The sequence below is a fragment of the Azospirillum sp. 11R-A genome, from assembly GCF_049472615.1.
In the GTDB taxonomy this organism is placed as follows: Bacteria; Pseudomonadota; Alphaproteobacteria; order Azospirillales; family Azospirillaceae; genus Azospirillum; species Azospirillum palustre.
Genome location: NZ_JBCEBL010000011.1, coordinates 37,667 through 56,054 on the forward strand (window position 1 = coordinate 37,667; position 18,388 = coordinate 56,054).

The following is an 18,388-nucleotide window of genomic DNA, read 5'->3' on the forward strand; positions in this document are numbered from 1 at the left end:
GATGGAGGGCGGGGACTCACGCCCGGCCGAGGGGCTTCATGCCCGACCGAGGATCAGCGCGACGCCGCAGACCAGCCCGATGGCGATGCTCCACTTGTCGCGGGCGGCGAACACCACCGGGTCGTCATGCATCAGCCCGCGGTGGGTTTGCAGCCAAACCCGCCCGATCCAGAAGAGCAGCAGCGGACAGATGATCCACAGCGCCTGCGGCTGGTCATAGACCCGCCCGACCTCCGGGCTGTTGATGTAGAGCGCCATCACCAGCACCGAGAGGAAGCCGGCCGACACGCCGATGGATTGCAGGACCGGCATGTCGGCGGTCACATAGCCCCTGCCCTCCGCCTGCCCAAGCCCGAGCTTCTGCATGCTGTCCATTTCCGAATAGCGCTTCACCATGGCGAGGCTGAGGAACAGGAACATTGAGAAGGCGAGCAGCCAGAAGGACGGAACGATGGCCGTCGCCGTGGCGCCGCCCAGCACCCGCAAGGAATAGAGCCCGGCCAGCAGCATCACGTCCCAGATCACCCGGTTCTTGGCGAACAGGTTGTAGAACAGCGACGAGGCGGCATAGGTCGCCAAAGCCGCCAGGAACAGCGGCGGCAGCGCCACCAGCGACAGGACGAGGCTGGCCAGCAGCAGGCCGGGGATCAGCGACAGGCCGAGGTCGAGCGGCAGGTCGCCGGCGGCGAAGGGACGGCGGCGCTTGCGCGGGTGGCGGCGGTCGGCCGGCAGGTCCAGCAGGTCGTTCAGCACATAGATGCTCGACGCGCACAGCCCGAAGGCGAAGAAGGCGGCGACGGCCTGGAGGGTCGGCCCGACCTCCCCCAGCTTCTGGCCGGCCACCAGCGGCACGAAGACCAGCAGGTTCTTCAGCCACTGGTGCAGGCGCAGCGCCTTCAGGATCAGCAGCAGGCGCGGCCGGCGCGGGGTGGCGATGGTCTCCAGCGGGCACAGCGTGGCGGCATGGCGAACCACCCCGGCCGCGGCGTCCACCGCGATGCCGCGGCGGGCGGCGCGCCAGACGGCATAATCGGCCTCGTCATTGCCCATGTAGTCGAAGATGCCGGACGGCACCTGCGCCCGGATCGCCTCCAGCTTGCGCTCGCTCTTCAGGTTCAGCCCGTCGCTGCTGGACAGCACCTGATCGAACAGGCCGAGATGACGGGCGATGGCGTCGGCATAGCGGTGGTGGGCGGCGGTCGCCAGCACCAGCCGCCGGCCGCGCTCGCGCTCCGCCTCCAGCCGTTGCAGGACGGCGGGGTTGTAGATCAGGCCGGCCGGGTCGATCTCCACCCGGCGGGCAAGTTCCGCCTTCAGCCGCGCCTTGCCGCCGGCCAGCCAGACCGGCACCAGCAGTGCCGCCCAGGGCTGCGCCTTGATCAGGCCGAACAGCGATTCATAGAGGAGGTCGGTCCTCAGCAGCGTGCCGTCGAGATCGACGAACAGCGGCGGCTCCTCGGTGGCCGGGGGTGGGACCGGCGTCGCGGCGGCGGCACGCGGGAGTGCGACGACGGAGGGCGCAGCCTCCTCCGCCGGAGGGGCATGGCCGCGCCCGACCGTTCCCTCGACGCCCCACAGGGCCGCTGCGGCGCGGTCGTGCCGGCCGGCCAGCACTGGGATCAGGCCCAGCAGCATCAGGGTGGCGAAGAACAGGTAGGATTGCAGGACGTTCAGCGGGGTATCGGCCAGTGCGTTGACCGGCCAGAACAGGACGTTGCCGGCCAGGAAATAGGCCACCGCCAGCAGCGTGACCGCCCCGCCCGGACGCCGCAGCCCGGGCTCCAGCAGGATCAGGAACGCCAGCGCGAAGGCCGGCAGCAGGATGCCGTAATGATGCACCCAGGCGACCGGCGAACCGACGGTGAAGCAGATGCCGGCGACGACGAAGGCCAGGATCCGCTCGGCCCCGCGGTCGCGCCGCCGCCACAGCAGGCCGAAGCCGACAAAGGCGAGGCCGGAAACCTGCGTGGCGATATGGACCGCCGGGTGATAGGGGGCGAAGGCCTCCGCCGACCATTCCAGATTGTTGCCGTTGTGCAGCAGACGGTTGACCAGCCCGTTGACGGTCTGGTTGACGTGATAGCTCTCGCCGTGGCGGCCGATGAACAGCAGGACGTCGAGGTAATCGATCATCGGCGCGAAGCCGTAGAACAGGGTCGCCAGCGCCACCCCCGGCACCACGACCGCCGCCCAGCCCGCCGCCATCCGCCAGTCGCCGCGGAGCGCCGCCCAGGCGAGGAACAGCGACATCTGCGGCTTCATCAAGGTCGATGCGCCGAGCAGGGCTCCGCACAGCACCCGCCGGTCACGCAGCAGGGCGATGCAGGCGAAGACGAAGGCGGCGTTCAGCCAGACCTGCACCTGCCCCAGCGAGAAGGCCTTCAGCACCGGATAGAAGCACAGGGTGGCGACGAAGCCGAAGCCGCCCAGCAGCACCTGGGTCAGCCGGTCGTCCCGCGCGCCGGGCAGGCGCAGCCGCGCCGCCATCTCCAGCACCAGGATCGCCATGCCCGCCGCGGTCGCCAGCACGAACAGCAGGTTGATCCGCTCGAACGCCACGAGGTTCAGCACCCCCAGCGCCTTCATCGCCTCCAACGGCAGCAGCGAGGTCACCGGATACTGAAACTTGATGTGCTGTTTGAAGAACACCCCGTCATAGACATTCTCGCCCGGCCGTTCATGCAGCCAGTCGAGCGCGGCGATCATCGGGTCCCAGCTGTCGACCGGGATCAGGTCGGGGTTCTCCAGCACGAACAGGTTCTGGATGTCGGTCAGGTTGCTGGCATGACCGCCGCGGTGCAGCGCCAGCCCCAGCAGCCCGGTCGTCAGCACGATGAACAGCGACGCCAGGATGATGCTGCGCTGAACCCAGCCAACGCTTCGCAGGCCTGTTCGAAGGGACGGGATCGCAGGTTGCATGCTCATGCTTGGCCATCCATCGGTTGCCCATCACTTTTGTCGCGACACTGCCCCGGCTCCGGCTCACCCGCCCGGGCGGGGCAATCGGCCAGGGCAATCGAAGGCGTGCCGCGGCGGCGGGAACGCCCTATCCGCGGAAGCTACGGCTCCGTGCCTTGACTATTTTCAAAGGAGATAACAAAGTGCAGCGACGCCCAACCGGCGCCAAACCGCCGCATGGCGACCGCATCTTCCCCTGCCTCTCCTCACAGGGTCGAAAATACACTGCGGTTTTGCTTTGAAAGTCTTCGATTACGTGTGCCGCCGGCCATAAAGGGATGAACGACGACCTTGCGTTTTTAAGCGTGTCCGCCAAAACCGGGCTGCACGGTGGTGGCAGAGCACCGCGCCCGGCGACCGGCCGGCGAGGGGGATCGCACCGCTCGGGGTAGGACGGGCGGTGGAGGGCGCGGACGGGACGGGCTTTCGGACCGAACTTTCGAATGTCCGGGGCGGAACGGCACACGAACGGCGAGTCCGCCGGCGCGACCCGCTACGGAGCGGACGGACGCCGTCGAGCGGAAGCGGCGCAGGAGCACGGAACCAAAAACGTAAAAGGGCTGCCGGCGGATGTCCCCGCCGGCAGCCCTTAGCTCGTGACCCTGGAGTACAATCAGACGTTCAGCAGCAGGTTTTCCCGCTCCCACGAGCTGATGACCCGGTTGTAGGCCTCGTATTCCGTCTGCTTCACGCAGGTGACGGCGTCGATGAAGCGCTCGCCGAGGATTTCCTTCAGCGGCTTGCAGGCGTTGAACTTGGTCAGCGCCTCCGACTGATGGCGCGGCAGGGTGAAGGCGAGGCGGTAGGCCGACCCCTTGATCGGGTCGTTCGGCTCCAGCCCCTGGGTCATGCCGACATAGCCGCAGGCGAGCGACGCGGCGATGGCGAGATAGGGGTTGGCGTCGGCGCCGGCCACCCGGTTCTCCACCCGGCGGGCGTCGGGCTGGGAGACGGGAACGCGCAGGCCGGTGGTGCGGTTGTCGCGGCCCCAATGCACGTTGATCGGCGCATCGGAGTTCGGCACCAGCCGGCGGTAACTGTTGACGTTGGGCGCCAGCAACGGCATCACATAGGGCAGGTATTTCTGCAACCCGGCGATGTGCGCCATGAACAGGTCGCTGTCGGTGCCGTCGGGGTTGGAGAACAGGTTGCGGCCGCTGTCGGTGTCCACCACCGACTGGTGGATGTGCATGGCGCTGCCGGGTTCGCCCTGCATCGGCTTCGCCATGAAGGTGGCGTAGATCTGGTGGCGGATCGCCGCCTCGCGCGCCGTGCGCTTGAACAGGAAGGCCTGGTCGGCCAGTTCCAGCGCGTCGCCGTGGTTGAAGTTGATCTCGATCTGGGCAGCGCCGGCCTCGTGGGTCAGCGTGTCGATGTCGATGTCCTGCTTCTCGCAGAAATCGTACACCGCCTCGAAGATCGGATCGAACTCGTTGACGGCGTCGATGCCGAAGGCCTGCCGGCCGCTTTCCATCCGGCCGTTGCGCCCGACCGGCGGCACCAGCGGGTAATCGGGGTCCTTGTTGACCTGGACCAGGAAGAATTCCAGCTCCGGCGCCACCAGCGGCTTCCAGCCGCGCTCCTCGTAGAGCGACAGCACGCGCTTCAGCACATGGCGGGGCGACACGTCGACCGGCCGGCCGTCGGCATAGACGCAGTCGGTGATGACCTGGGCCGTCGGCTCATTGTACCAGGGGACGAAGCGGATCGTCCGTTCGTCCGGGATCATGTAGATGTCGGAATTCTCGTCCGAGGTGATGTCCTCGTCGTCGGGGAATTCACCGGTCACGGTCTGGACGAAGATCGCCTCGGGCAGGCGCAGGCCGCGGTCGCGCAGGATGCGGAGGAATTTTTCGGCGGGAACGATCTTTCCCCGCGCTATGCCCGACATGTCGGGCACAAGACATTCGACTTCGGTAATGCGGTTCTTCTTGATGAAGTCTTCCATAAAACCCATGGGTATGGCGGACCGCTCCGGACTATGGGCAGCCCCCTCCGTGCTGTGGACGACAGCGACACTATGACGCCGTTCCGGCGGAACGCGCCAGAGGGTTCCGCATGACGGTTCGGTGAAATATCCGCCTTTCCGTTGACCTCCCCCGTCGGCTCGGACTTAACTGCGGCCATGCCGAAAGCCTCCTACCTGAACAGCTGGTACGCGGCCTCCGCCGCTCGCCCTCCCGACCGCCCCTCCCTGGAAGGAGAGGCCGCCTGCGACGTCTGCATCGTCGGCGGCGGCTACACCGGCCTGACCGCGGCGCTGGAACTGGCGGAGCGCGGCTTCGACGTCGTGCTGCTGGAGGCGGAAAGTTGCGGCTGGGGGGCTTCGGGCCGCAACGGCGGACAGATCATCACCGGCTACAACAAGCCGATGGCGACCATCGAGGGCTGGGTCGGCAAGGAGGATGCCCGCCGCCTGTGGGAGTTCGGAGAGGAGGCGAAGGCCCAGCTCGCCGCGCGGGTGGAGCGCCACGCCATCGCCTGCGACCTGACCTGGGGCTTCGCCTATGCCGCGCTGAAGCCGCGCCACATGCAGGACGTGGCGGCGCTGGAACGCGAGATGCGCGACGGGTACGGCTATGACCGGGTGCAGCGGCTGGACCGCGCCGGCATCCGCACCCATGTCGGCAGCGACGCCTACATCGGCGGCCTGCTGGACGAGGGCAGCGGCCACCTGCACCCGCTGGACTACGCGCTGGGCCTCGCCCGCGCCGCCGATGCCGCCGGGGTTCGCATCTTCGAGAACAGCCGCGCGCTGGCCATGGACAGCGGGGCGAAGCCCTGGGTCCGCACCGAGCGCGGCCGGGTGACGGCCAGGCACCTGATCCTGGCCGGCAACGCCTATCTCGGCGGGCTGGCCCCGGCGCTCGACCGCACCATCATGCCGGTCGCGACCTACATGATCGCCACCGAACCGCTGGGCGAGGAGCGGGCGCGGACCCTGCTGCCGACAAACATCGCGGTGTCGGACATGAAGTTCTCGCTGGATTACTTCCGCCGGTCCGCCGACCACCGGCTGCTGTTCGGCGGCGGCGTCAGCTATTCGGGCGTCGATGGGCCGGGGCTGAAGCAGGCGATGCGGATGAAGATGCTGGCGATCTATCCGGAACTGAAGGACGCCCGCGTCGATTATTTCTGGGGGGGGCGGGTCGCCATCACCATGAACCGCATGCCGCATCTGGGCCGGCTGTCGCCGACCACGCTCTATGCCCACGGCTATTCCGGCCATGGCGTGGCGCTGGCCGGCATGGCCGGGCGGCTGATGGCGGAGACGGTGAGCGGCACCGCCGGGCGTTTCGACGTGTTCGCCCGCGTCCCCCACACCCCCTTCCCCGGCGGACGGCGTTTCCGCACCCCGGCGCTGGTCCTCGCAATGATGTGGTTCCGTCTGCGCGATCTGCTGTAGGCTGGGGAAGCAATCCATGCTCTCCCCCTATCCACCTCCTTCCCCCGCCGAGTACCGCCCCCACCGATGACCGACATCTCCAGCAGCGACGAGACTCCTCCCTCTTCGGATGCCGCACCGGGCAAGGACGCCGCCCCAGACGCTGCCATCGCCGAGAAGGCGGCGCAGGAGAATGTCCTGGTCCAGCCGATGCGGGACACGCATTTCGATTTCCAGCACAAGGTCTTCAGCCTGCCCGGCGCCTTCTTCTGCCAGGATCCGAACAGCAAGGATGCCGTGCTGAACATGCTGCTGGGCGATCTGAAGGTGGCGCTGGCCTTCCCCACCCTGATGGAGTCCTTCCAGATCGAGGACGGCACCCACGACGCCCGCCTGCTGGAGGTCATCGAACAGGGGCTGGCCTTCGTGAAGCAGATCCGGCCGGGCGAGGAAATTCCCGGCGAGCTGCTGGACGGCCGCGCCTCCTGGTCGGTGGAGGACAAGCACCGCATCGCAGCCAAGGGGCGGCTGACCATGCAGATCGTCTCATCCTTCACCGGCAACGAGATCATCGTTTCCGACCAGTCGCAGCTGGAACAGCTGCTGGACGATCCGCAGACGCACGAGAAGATGAAGGCGGCCTTCGCCAAGATCGCCGAGCGGCTGAAGCTGACCAACAATCCCGAACAGTATTTGACCGACCGCATCGACGATCTGTCGCAGGAACTGTCCTATATCGAGGCGCTGCGCGACCGCTTCAGGCACATCCGCCGCATCGAGCAGGCGATGGGCAAGCTCGCCACCATCTACCGCACCGACCGTACCTTCTGCAGCGAGCTGAACCGGATGCAGGGGCTGATCCGCAAGCCGGTGCGCGAATACGACATGATCTTCGATCAGGCCGACGCCCAGACCGGCGACATCGTCGGCGCGCTGCGCAACTTCCACCCCACCATCCAGTTCATCCGCAAGATCCGCGACGATTTGCGCGCCAAGCTGCTGGAGTGGGAAGACCTGCTGCGCGGCTGGGACGAGATCTCGATGGAGCGCTCGCCCAAGGTGGAGGCTTTGCAGAAGCAGACCTACCGGTTCCTGGCGAGCCGCTACATCGAGACGACGGTGTGGAAGCGGGGGGGATGAGCGCGGGCGGCCTCCGCCGACCCTCCTCCTTTACGCCACCCCCCGCAGTTCCTCCGCCCGGCTCAGATCGACGCTGACCAGCTGCGACACGCCGCGTTCCACCATCGTCACGCCGAACAGGCGGTCGACCCGCGCCATGGTCAGGCGGTGGTGGGTGATGATCAGGAAGCGGGTGTCGCCCTGCCGCGCGATGTCCTCCACCAGATCGCAGAAGCGGCCGACATTCGCCTCGTCCAGCGGGGCGTCGACCTCGTCCAGCACGCAGATCGGCGCCGGGTTCGACCGGAAGACGGCGAACAGCAGCGACAAGGCCGTCAGCGCCTGCTCGCCGCCCGACAGCAGCGAGAGCACCTGCAATTTCTTGCCCGGCGGGCTGGCATAGATCTCCAGCCCGGCATTCAGCGGATCCTCGGCGTTGACCAGTTCCAGATAGGCCTTGCCGCCGCCGAACAGGCGGGTGAACAGCTCCTGGAAGTCGCGGTTGACCACGTCGAAGCTGGCGACCAGACGCTCGCGCGCCTCGCGGTTGAGGCTGGAGATGCCCTGGCGCAGGCGGGCGATGGCGGCGGTCAGATCCTCGCGTTCGCCGTTCAGGCCGCCGATCTGGGCGTCCAGTTCCTCCGCCTCGATCTCGGCGCGCAAATTGACCGGCCCCATGTTCTCGCGCTCGCGCGTCAGCTTGTCGAGCCGCGCTTCCACCGCACCCGCATCGGGCATCGGTTCGGCGGGGTCGAGGTCGGCGGCGGCACGGGTGTCCTCCGGCCGGCAATCCAGCCGTTCGGCGATGCGCTCCGTCAGGGTACGTTCCTGCTGGAGTGCTGAGGACACCGCGGCTTCGGCGCGGGCACGAGCCTCGCGGCCGTCGGCCAGCGCCGCTTCGGCATCGTGCAGCGCCTGTTCGGTCGCGGCCAGCCGGGATTCGGCCTCGGCCAGCGCGTCGGCGGCACGCTTGCGCTCACGCTCGGCCAGGGCGATGCGGTCGAGAAGCTCCTGGCGCTCGGTTGCGATCTCCACCGGGCGGCCGGCCAGCAGGGCGATCTCGCCCTCGGCTTCGGCGGCGCGCTGGCGCAATTCTGCGACGCGGCCGCCGGCCCCGGCGGAGCGGGTGTCCCAGGACGCGGTTTCCGACTGGATGGCGGCAAGGCGCTGGCGCCGGGCCTGGGCCTCGCGGGTCAGCCGGTCGAGCGCGTTCTGCCGCTCGGACAGGACGGCGCGGCGCTCGGCCAGGGCGGTGCGCCGGTCGTTGACCTGCTCGCGCCCTTCGCGCGGGTCGGGCAGTTGCTCCAGCAGTTCCAGCACCTCGTCGCGGCGGGCGGCGGCCTCGCCCTCCTCGGCGGCGAGCCGTTCCACCGCCTCCGCCAGTGCGGCGAGGCGGGTGGACGCGGCGTCGGCCTCGCGCGCCAGCTTGGCATGGCGGTCGCGGGCGGCGTTCAGCGCGGCGAAGCCGTCGCGCACGGCGTCGCGGGCGCGGCGGTCGGCCTGGGCCGCTTCCTCGACCGTCCGCTTGGCGGCGTCCAGCGCCTCGCGCGCCAGCTCGACCTGTTCCTCGGCAAGCTCCAGCTCGCCGCGCAGTTCGGCCAGCCGGTTGCGCTGCTTCAGGCGGATGGCGGCGGCGGTCGGGGCGCCGGCCTGCACGGTCAGCCCGTCCCAGCGCCACGCCCCGCCGTCGCGGCTGACCAGCACCTGCCCGGGCGCCAGCGTCGCCGCCAGGGCCGCACCCTCGGCGGCGTCGGCGACCACGGCGATGTGGGCGAGCGCGCGGCCGGCGGCGGGCGGGCCCTGCACATGGTTCGACAGCGGCACGGCGCCGGCCGGCAGCGGCGCTGCCGCCTCATAGGCGGGAAGCATGCGCCAATGCACCGGTGCTGCGGTGTCCAGCGGCGCGGTCAGCGCGTCGCCGAGCGCGGCGGCCAGCGCCCCCTCATAGCCGGGCGACACCGTCACCGCATCGACCAGCGGCGGGAACTGCCCGCCGGCACCGGCCTCCAGCAGTTCGGCCAGCGCGCGTTCCTCGGCGCGCAGCCGGGCGCGGGCGCTGTCGGCGGCGGACAGCGTCTCCCGCGCACGGGACTGGGCCGGTTCGGCCTCCGCCTTCGCCTGTTCGGCGGCTTCGGCGGCGTCGCGGGCCTGTTCCAGCCGCTGTTCCGCCAGTTCGACCGCCAGCTCGGCCTCCGACAGGTCGGCGCGGGCGGCGATCTCCGCCTCCAGCGCCGCGCGCTGGGCCTGCTGCTCGGCCAGCCGCTTGGCGAGGCCGGCGGCGCGGGTCTCCAGCTCGGCGGCCTGACGCTGGGTGGCGGCGCGGCGGGCCTCGTCGGTGGCGACCGCCTCGGTCAGCCGGGTCAATTCGCGGTCGAGCGCGTCGACCTGCTCGCGCGCTTCGGCCAGAGCCTCCCCGGCGGCGTCCTCCAGCATCTCCTCGTCGGCCTGCGCCTCGATCAAGCGGTCGCGCTCGGCCATCAGCCGGGCCAGCGCCTCGCCGGCATCGGCGGCCAGCGCCTCCTCGCGGCCGAGGTCGCCGGCGATCTGGCGCAGCCGCGCCTCCAGCGCGCGCTGCTGGTCGGCGACGCGCTTCTCCTCGGCGTCCAGCTGTTCGCGGGCGATCACCAGCCGTTGCAGGGCGGAAGCCGCCCGCGCCTCGTCCTGGCGCTTCTCGGGCAGGCCGGCGGCGGCCTCGGTCCGGCGCGCGGCCAGCTGGTTGACCGCCAGCATGCGGTCGCGCACCTCGGCCTCGGATGCTTCGAAGGCGGCATGGGCGCGGGCGCGCTCCTCCTGGGCGGCGAGCCAGCGCAAATGCCACAGCACCGCCTCCGCCTTGCGGATCTGGTCGGACAGGTTGCGGTAGCGGGATGCCTGCCGCGCCTGCTTCTTCAGGCTTTGCAGCTGGGTGTCCATCGCCCCGATCACGTCGTCGAGGCGGGTCAGGTTGGTCTCCGCCGCCTTCAGCCGCAGCTCGGCCTCGTGCCGGCGGGAATGCAGGCCGGTGATGCCGGCGGCCTCCTCCAGCAGGGCGCGGCGGTCCTGCGGCTTGGCGGAGATGATCTGCGCCACCTTGCCCTGGCTGACCAGCGCCGGCGAACCGGCGCCCGAGGCATTGTCGGCGAACAGCAGCTGGACGTCGCGCGCCCGCACCAGCTTGCCGTTGATGCGGTAGTCGGACCCGGACCCGCGCTCGATCCGGCGGGTGATCTCCAGCTCGTCATGTTCGTTGAAGCCGGCAGGCGCGGTGCGCGACCGGTTGTCGACCGCCAGCGTCACTTCGCCCAGATTGCGCGCCGGCCGGCTGGAGGTGCCGCCGAAGATGACGTCGTCCATGTCGTCGCCGCGCATGCGCTTGGCCGAGGTCTCGCCCATCACCCAGCGCAGCGCCTCCACCAGATTGGACTTGCCGCAGCCGTTGGGACCGACGATGCCGGTCATGCCGGGTTCGATGACCAGATCGGTGGCATCGACGAAAGACTTGAAGCCCGACAGGCGGAGACGCGTGAACTGCACTGGGAAAGAACCTTCGGTGTACTGGACAGTGCGGGCACTGCAAAACTGTCGCCCGCTCCCCGACCCTCCGGCGCCAGAAGTCCGGGGAGGATCAGGGAGGGGGCATCGCTGACAAGGACCTAGAAGACAGACTTACTTCAGCAGCTTGTCGATCGCCTTGGAGAACTCCTCGAACGACTGGGCGCCTTCGATGCGGGCCTTGCCGTCGTTGAGGATAAAGGTCGGGGTCGCTTCGACCTTGTACTGGTTCTGGCCGGTCAGGCGGCTGCCCAGGATGGCGTCGGCCAGCTCCTTGTTGGCGAGGCAGGCGTCGATGGTCTCCTGGCTCATGCCGGCCAGTTTGCCGTACTGGCCCAGCGCCTTGGCCGGATCGGAGGCACGGCTCCAGGTCGCCTGACTCTTGAACAGCACGTCGGTCAGCGGGTAGTAGCGCTCGGCCGGCGCGCAGTGGGCCAGCATGCTGGCGCTCAGCGCCGCCTGATCGAAGGGGAAGTCGCGGAAGATCAGCTTCACCTTGCCGGTGTCGATGTAGGCTTCTTTGATCTTGGGCAGGATGTCGGTGTGGAAGTGGGCACAGTGCGGGCAGGTCATCGACGAATAGTCGAGGATCGTCACCGGCGCCTTCGGGTCGCCCATGACGCGGTCGGCCATCAGTTCCGACACCGGCGGCAGGGTGGCGGCGGCCTGTGCTGCCGACGGCGCCGCGGTCATGGCGGTGCCGAACGCGGCGGTGAAGCCGATGGCCAGAAGCCCGGCCAGCCCGAAATACCTGCGTCCCAGAATTTTGCGGTTCACTTTGCCCTCGTTCCTACCAGATGTTGACGTATAGACAATGACGTACCGATGCGTCCAGCAAGGCGGCTAGCGCGCCGCCCGCTTCGGCCGGGCCATCAGCGAACGGCCGAAGCGCTCCAGCGTGGCGCGCAGTTCCTCGTCCTCGATGGTCGCCGTGGTGGTGGTGATGCCGATCTCCTCGTCCATCGTCAGGGCGCGCGGGCGCACCACCGGCGACGGGGATGAGGGCAGGGCCGCATGGATCAGCTTGATCTTCGCCACCGCGCGATAGCCGAAGAAGCTGTTGATGCGCTCGATGATCTGCGGCTCCAGATGCTGCAACTCCAGCGCGATGGCACCCATGGCGCGGATGTGCAGGGTCGCCTCCTCCCGCTTGCCGCGGGGGAAGCTGAGCTTGTCGGGAGCGGTGCGCAGCGACAGCTGCTGGCCGACGATGGACGGCCAGTCGGTGATCAGCGCGCCGAAGGCAAGCCCGCGCTTGCCCAGCACCTTGCCGGCGACCTCCGGAACGGATTGGCCGATGCGACGCGGTCCGCTCATGCTCTGCGATCACTCCTGTGCGGCCCCGGCCTTGGCGACCGGTTCCGGGTCATGTGGGTTGGCGGCACCCTAGCGCAAGCGTGGGCCGATGCCCAGCGCCCGGCCAGCGGGGTTTGGCCGGGGATTGGCCGAACACGTGGACGGGCACTTGGACGGGCACCTGCCCACTCCCTTCCCCAGACGCTCCGAACCCTCTATTTCTTCCCATCATGATTCCAGATTCCATCGAGGCCGCCCGGCGGCTGCTGTCCTGGTACGACCGCCACCGCCGCGACCTGCCCTGGCGCGCCAAGCCGGGGGAGACCGCCGATCCCTACCGGGTCTGGCTGTCGGAGATCATGCTGCAGCAGACGACCGTCCCTGCCGCGGCACCCTATTTCCGCAACTTCACCGAACGCTGGCCGACCGTGCGCGATCTGGCGGACTCGCCGCTGGACGACCTGCTGGTCGCCTGGGCGGGGCTCGGCTACTACGCGCGGGCGCGCAACCTGCACAAATGCGCCCGCGTGGTGGTGGACCGTCATGGCGGGCGGTTCCCGGGCAATGAGGCGGCATTGCTGGAACTGCCGGGCATCGGCGCCTACACCGCCGCCGCCATCACCGCCATCGCCTTCGACCGCAAGGCGACCGTGGTGGACGGCAATGTCGAGCGGGTGATCGCCCGCATCTTCGCGGTGGAGGAACCGCTGCCCAATGCCAAGCCGAGCTTACGCCGGCTGGCCGCCACCCTGACGCCGGACTTCCGGCCCGGCGACTATGCCCAGGCGATGATGGATCTGGGCGCCACCATCTGCACGCCGCGCAAGCCGAAATGCATGCTGTGCCCATGGGCCGAGTATTGCGAGGCGCGCGCCGCCGGCATCGCCGAAACCCTGCCGCGCAAGGTCGCCAAGGCGGAAAAGCCGACCCGGCGCGGCGTCGCCTATTGGCTGCTGAACCCGGACGGTTCCGTCCTGCTGCGCCGACGGGCGGAGGAAGGGCTGCTCGGCGGGATGGCGGAGGTGCCGTCCACATCCTGGGGGCCGGACCTGCCCGGCGAGGCGGCTGTGGCGGCGCAGCAGCCCCTGCCCGCCCGCTGGCGCCGGCTGCCCGGTCTGGTCCGCCATACATTCACCCATTTTCACCTGGAGCTTGAGGTGGTCGCCGGACGGGCCGGTGCCGACTGGCGTCTGGCCGACGGCAACTGGGTGCCGGTGGACCGGCTGGGCGATCACGCCCTGCCGTCGGTGATGGTGAAGGTGGTGCGCCATGCCCTCTCGCATGCCTGAGCGGGGCGCGATAAGGCGCGCATAGAATGGAGTTCCGATGGAAATGCCGCGTGCCGTGATCGCCCTTCTGGTGGCCCTGCTCGGCCTGTGCGGAGCGGCGCTGGCCGCCCCGCCCGGCGGGACGGATGGGAAGGCGGGGGTGGCGCTGGTCCTGGCGCTCGACGGATCGGCCTCGATCACCACCGGCGACCTGGAGTTCCAGTTGCAGGGCCATGCCGCCGCCTTCCGCGATCCGGCGGTGGCCGACGCGCTGGCCTCCGCCGGGGCACAAGTGACGCTGGCGGCCTATTCCGGGCCGAACAGCCTGCGCGTGCTGATCCCCTGGACCGCACTGACCAAGCCGGAGGATGCCGGCCGCTTCGCCGACCGCATCGACGCCCTGCCCCGCGGCTTCCAGGGCGACTCGACCGCCATCGGCAGCGCCATTGTCGAGGCGGCGAAACTGTTCGACCGGGGAGGCAAGGCGCCGCGGCAGGTGATCGATCTGGTGTCCAACGGCTTTTCCAATGCCGGGATCGAGCCGGCCGAGGCGCGCGACCGGGTGACGAAGCGCGGAATCGTCATCAACGGCCTCGCCATTCTCGACGAATTCCCCTGGCTGGAGGAGTATTTCGAGGAGTCGGTGATCGGCGGACCGGGGAGCTTCGTGAAGAGCGCCCTGGACAAGGACAGCTTCGTCGCGGCATTGCGGCAGAAACTGATCCTTGAAATGGTCGCCCTGCCGGATCACATGGCGCAGCAAAGCGCCGCCGCAAGATAGGCGGCCGATAACAAGGCGAGAGGAGCGGGACCGTTGGAGCGCGTCGATTTCCTGGTGATCGGGGCCGGCATTGCCGGCGCATCCGCGGCCTACGAGCTGGCCGCAAAGGGCCGCGTGCTGGTGCTGGAGCGCGAATCGCAGCCCGGCTATCACTCGACCGGCCGCTCGGCGGCGCTCTACACCCAGACCTACGGTCCGGCGCCGATCCGTGCGCTGACCGTGGCCAGCTGGGACTTCTACACCGCCCCGCCCGCCGGCTTCGCCGAGCATGCGATGCTGACGCCGCGCGGCGTCCTCATCGTCGGGCGCGAGCATGAGATCGACCGGCTGGATGCGGAGTACGAACAGGGCCGCAGCCTGACGCCGTCGGTGGAGCGCTACGACCGCGAACAGGTGCTGGCCCGCGCGCCTTTCCTGCGCCCGGACTATGTCGCCGGCGGCGTGTGGGAGCCGGATGCCCGCGACATCGACGTGCATGCCCTGCACCAGGGCTATCTGCGCGGGCTGAAGGCGCGCGGCGGCCGGGTGGTGACCGATGCCGAAGTGCGGACGCTCGCCCGGAAGGACGGGCTGTGGGTGGCGGAGACCGGAGCCGGCAGCTTTGCCGCACCGGTGGTGGTGAACGCCGCCGGCGCCTGGGCGGACAAGCTGGCGACGCTGGCCGGCGTCGCCACCGTCGGTCTGGAGCCGAAGCGGCGCACCGCCATCACCTTCGACCCGGTGTTCGAGGATCCCGCCGACAAGGCCGGGCTGGACGGCTGGCCGATGGTGTCGGACGTGGCCGAGACCTTCTATGTCAAGCCGGATGCCGGCCGCCTGCTGGCCTCCCCCGCCGACCAGACGCCGATCGAGCCCTGCGACGTGCAGCCGGAGGACATCGACGTCGCCATTACGGTGGACCGGCTGGAACAAGCCGCGCACTTCTCCGTTCGCAGATTGGCCCACCGCTGGGCCGGCCTGCGCAGCTTCGTCGCCGACAAGGTGCCGGTGGTGGGGTTCGCGCCGGATGCGGAGGGGTTTTTCTGGCTGGCCGGCCAGGGCGGTTACGGCATCCAGACGGCACCGGCCATGGGCCGGGTAGCGGCCGGGCTGGCCACCGGACGCGGCCTGCCGGAGGATGTGCGGGCGCTGGGCGTGACGGAGTCGGATCTGTCGCCGGCCAGGAAGCGCTAACAGGGAAGTCGGCAGTCGCCCGTCGGGGCGCAGGAGGCGTGCGATGCGTGTGCGTCGGTCGGTGATGCGTCGGTCGGGGACGATAAGCGGGCGTGCTCTTGCCGTGGCGGCGCTGGCCGCCACCGGCGCGCTCGGCGGCTGTGCCAACCCCGCGGCGGACGAGGCGCTGGTGGCGCAGACCGCCCTGGTCGGCATGCCGAAGGAAACGCTGCTGTCCTGCGCCGGGGTGCCGGAACGCCAGGCCAGCGTCGACAACCGCGAGTTCTTCACCTACCGCAGTTCCCGCCTCGTCTCCTACCCAAGCCCGCCGCCGGTGGGCTATTACGGCGGCTGGGGCTGGCCTTACTACGGCTATGGCGCCGGCTGGCCGTCCTATGGTTATGAAGTCAACAGCTTCGACTGTGAAGCAACCTTCAGTTTGAGGAATGGCGTGGTCGAGCGCGTCGTATATGGCGGCGCCACCGGCGGGTCGGCGCGACTTGGCCAATGCTATGCCATCGTCCAGAACTGCATGGCGCTGGTTCCGCAACGGACAATCAAACCAAGCCCTTGATTTCCTTGTCCATGCGACAACTCGTCACTGTTGCATAGCTGCTGCATCAGGAGAGGAAGGGTTGTAGCCCCTCTAGTACCCGTACTCGGTGTCTGGTAATAGCTCCATCGGCTGATGCCACAGAACAGCAACAACGCATTGCCTGGAGCAGACCCCATGACCATCCTGTCGCGCGCCGCCGCCGCCCTGCTGGCGACCTCGGCCCTTGTCGCCATCGCTTCCCCGTCGCTCGCTCAGGACTTCAAGGGTAAGTCGGCCGGCGACATCGTCGTCCGTGCGCGCGGCCTGGCCGTGCTGCCTCAGGAAAAGGGCACGATCAACAACACGACGCTGGGTGACGTCGGCTCGGCCAAGGTCGGCAACGACTATATTCCGGAAGTCGATTTCACCTACTTCTTCACCGACAACATCGCCGCCGAGCTGATCGCCGGCACCAGCCGTCACCGCGTGAAGGGCAACCTGATCGCCGCCGCCGGTGGCGTCACCGAGATCGGCAAGGTCTCGCTGCTGCCGCCGACCCTGACCGTGCAGTACCACTTCCTGCCGAAGGAGCGCATCAGCCCGTACGTCGGCGCCGGCATCAACTACACCCTGTTCTACAACGAGGATGCGGCCGAGAGCCCCAACGCCGGCGGCCTGCGCATCACCGACACCAACTACAAGAACCGCTTCGGCTGGGCCCTGCAGGCCGGTGTCGACGTTGCCCTGACCGGCAACTGGTCGCTGAACTTCGACGTCAAGAAGGTCTTCCTGAAGACCGACGTGACCGCCAACGCCCGCCTGGGCTCCGCCGTCCTGCCGGTCACCTCGAAGGTCACGCTGGACCCGTGGCTGGTCGGCGTCGGCGTCGGCTACCGCTTCTAAGACCGGGTTTCGGGACCCGGTCCCGGGCATCCGAAGGGCTGCCTCCCCCATTTTGGGGGAGGCAGCCTTTTTTCTTTTTACCGTCAGCCTTGCGGATTGTACGGTCATTCCCATGATTCCGATATAGGGGTCATCGGAAGGGAGGCCGTATCGCCATGCATGTTGCAGCCGTTTTGAAGCGCAAGGGCAACAGGATCGTCTCTGCCGCACCGGACGACAGCGTTGCCGCCGTCACCCGCCTGCTGACCGAGCATCGGATCGGCGCCGTGCTGGTGATCGATGGCGACGGGCAGCCGGTCGGCATTCTGTCGGAACGCGATGTCGTGCGGGCAATCGCCCGCAATGGTGCCGCGGCCCTGGACGGCCCCGCCGCGAACCTGATGACGCGCGAGCTGATCACCGCCGCCCCGACCGACACCGTTGCCGACATGATGGCGGTGATGACCGAACGGCGCATCCGCCATGTGCCCATCGTCGAGGCCGGCCGGGTGATCGGCGTCATCAGCATCGGCGACGTGGTGAAGGCCCGCATCGACGATGCCGAGTTGGAGGTCGAGTCGCTGCGCGGCTACGTCGCCGGCATGGGCTGACCCGGCTCCCGCAGCCTGAAAAGAAAACGCCCCGCCGGAGCGATCCGGCGGGGCGTTTGCTTTTGCTCGGAAAGAGCGGCGTCAGGCCGAGTGCGACTGCGGGAAGGCCATCGCCGCCTGGGTGCGGTTGCGCACGCCCAGCGACTTGAAGATCGCCGTCATGTGGATCTTCACCGTGCCTTCGGACAGGCCCAGCTCGTGGGCGATCTGCTTGTTCGACTTGCCTTCGCGCAGACGGTCCAGCACCTCGCGCTGGCGCTGGGTCAGCAGCTGTTCCAGCTGCGGATCGGTCGGCGGAATGACCGAGCCGCCGCCACGCTGGTCGGGCTCGTTCCCCTCGCGCAGAACCGTCGCCGGGACATAGACGCCGCCGGAGAAGATCAGGTCGAGCGCGCTCAGCATGATCTTCACGCTGGACGATTTCGGGATATAGCCGGCAGCGCCGTTCTCCAGCGCCTCGCGCACGTCAGCCTGCGCTTCGGACGCGGAGATCACCACGACCTTCGCGTTCGGCTGCCGGTCGCGCAGCATGCCGATGCCGGAAAAGCCGGGCCATCCCGGCATGCGCAGGTCGGTCAGGACGAGGTCATACGTCTCGTCCTTCGATGCCGCCATGTCCAGAAGCTCATCGAAATTGCTTGCCTCCGCAAAGGTGGCATTATCTCGAAGCTGCTCAAGCAGACGGCGAAGACCTTCCCGAAACAGGACGTGATCATCACCGATCAGGATCTTCATCGCTCAAACTCCTGAACCATGCTGCCCCTCCGAAAGACGCCCAAAGGGCTTGAGAAAAGGAGGGGGTTGTCGCCACCCGCATATTCCCTAAAATCCAAAGGATATAGCAGGCACCGGCCGAACGTAATCTCTGTT

General features: G+C 68.7%; 14 protein-coding genes. 8 read left to right on the forward strand and 6 right to left on the reverse strand.

Going from position 1 to position 18,388, the window contains the following annotated elements:
- Nucleotides 1-36: 36 nt before the first annotated feature.
- Nucleotides 37-2,925, reverse strand: a complete 2,889-nt coding sequence (locus tag VH569_RS16505) for a UbiA family prenyltransferase (RefSeq protein ID WP_423316307.1) — start codon at nucleotides 2,923-2,925, stop codon at nucleotides 37-39.
- Between the two features lie 646 nt (nucleotides 2,926-3,571).
- Nucleotides 3,572-4,915: a glutamine synthetase family protein gene (locus VH569_RS16510; RefSeq protein ID WP_423316308.1), complete on the reverse strand. Its 1,344-nt coding sequence runs from the start codon at nucleotides 4,913-4,915 to the stop codon at nucleotides 3,572-3,574.
- A gap of 168 nt (nucleotides 4,916-5,083) precedes the next feature.
- Here VH569_RS16510 and VH569_RS16515 point away from each other — a divergent pair, with 168 nt between their 5' ends.
- Complete coding sequence (locus tag VH569_RS16515; RefSeq protein ID WP_423316309.1) at nucleotides 5,084-6,364, forward strand: NAD(P)/FAD-dependent oxidoreductase; 1,281 nt, start codon at nucleotides 5,084-5,086, stop codon at nucleotides 6,362-6,364.
- 66 nt (nucleotides 6,365-6,430) lie between these two features.
- Nucleotides 6,431-7,483 (forward strand): hypothetical protein, encoded by a 1,053-nt coding sequence (locus VH569_RS16520; protein WP_423316310.1) that lies wholly within the window; start codon nucleotides 6,431-6,433, stop codon nucleotides 7,481-7,483.
- 30 nt (nucleotides 7,484-7,513) lie between these two features.
- Here the strand turns inward: VH569_RS16520 and smc are convergent, their stop codons facing one another.
- From smc to VH569_RS16535, 3 genes are all read right to left on the reverse strand, one after another.
- Nucleotides 7,514-10,975, reverse strand: a complete 3,462-nt coding sequence (smc, locus tag VH569_RS16525) for a chromosome segregation protein SMC (protein WP_423316311.1) — start codon at nucleotides 10,973-10,975, stop codon at nucleotides 7,514-7,516.
- A 132-nt stretch (nucleotides 10,976-11,107) separates the two neighbouring features.
- On the reverse strand, nucleotides 11,108-11,770 hold the full coding sequence (locus VH569_RS16530) for a DsbA family protein (RefSeq protein WP_395453213.1): 663 nt from the start codon (nucleotides 11,768-11,770) through the stop codon (nucleotides 11,108-11,110).
- A 66-nt stretch (nucleotides 11,771-11,836) separates the two neighbouring features.
- Complete coding sequence (locus tag VH569_RS16535; protein WP_376962268.1) at nucleotides 11,837-12,310, reverse strand: DUF721 domain-containing protein; 474 nt, start codon at nucleotides 12,308-12,310, stop codon at nucleotides 11,837-11,839.
- A 209-nt stretch (nucleotides 12,311-12,519) separates the two neighbouring features.
- Between VH569_RS16535 and mutY the strand changes: the two genes are divergently transcribed.
- From mutY to VH569_RS16565, 6 genes are all read left to right on the forward strand, one after another.
- Nucleotides 12,520-13,578, forward strand: a complete 1,059-nt coding sequence (gene mutY, locus VH569_RS16540) for an A/G-specific adenine glycosylase (RefSeq protein ID WP_423316312.1) — start codon at nucleotides 12,520-12,522, stop codon at nucleotides 13,576-13,578.
- Between the two features lie 37 nt (nucleotides 13,579-13,615).
- Nucleotides 13,616-14,338 carry a DUF1194 domain-containing protein gene (locus VH569_RS16545; RefSeq protein WP_423316313.1) on the forward strand — a complete coding sequence of 241 codons (723 nt, stop codon included), beginning with the start codon at nucleotides 13,616-13,618 and terminating at the stop codon, nucleotides 14,336-14,338.
- A gap of 33 nt (nucleotides 14,339-14,371) precedes the next feature.
- Entirely contained in the window at nucleotides 14,372-15,511 is a 1,140-nt protein-coding gene (locus VH569_RS16550; protein WP_423316314.1) for an NAD(P)/FAD-dependent oxidoreductase, read from the forward strand.
- A gap of 43 nt (nucleotides 15,512-15,554) precedes the next feature.
- Complete coding sequence (locus VH569_RS16555) at nucleotides 15,555-16,064, forward strand: hypothetical protein (RefSeq protein WP_423316315.1); 510 nt, start codon at nucleotides 15,555-15,557, stop codon at nucleotides 16,062-16,064.
- Between the two features lie 156 nt (nucleotides 16,065-16,220).
- Nucleotides 16,221-16,928 carry an OmpW/AlkL family protein gene (locus tag VH569_RS16560; RefSeq protein WP_247879524.1) on the forward strand — a complete coding sequence of 236 codons (708 nt, stop codon included), beginning with the start codon at nucleotides 16,221-16,223 and terminating at the stop codon, nucleotides 16,926-16,928.
- 155 nt (nucleotides 16,929-17,083) lie between these two features.
- Nucleotides 17,084-17,518 carry a CBS domain-containing protein gene (locus tag VH569_RS16565; protein WP_174469987.1) on the forward strand — a complete coding sequence of 145 codons (435 nt, stop codon included), beginning with the start codon at nucleotides 17,084-17,086 and terminating at the stop codon, nucleotides 17,516-17,518.
- Between the two features lie 81 nt (nucleotides 17,519-17,599).
- Here the strand turns inward: VH569_RS16565 and VH569_RS16570 are convergent, their stop codons facing one another.
- Complete coding sequence (locus tag VH569_RS16570) at nucleotides 17,600-18,253, reverse strand: response regulator (RefSeq protein ID WP_109047693.1); 654 nt, start codon at nucleotides 18,251-18,253, stop codon at nucleotides 17,600-17,602.
- Nucleotides 18,254-18,388 lie beyond the last annotated feature (135 nt).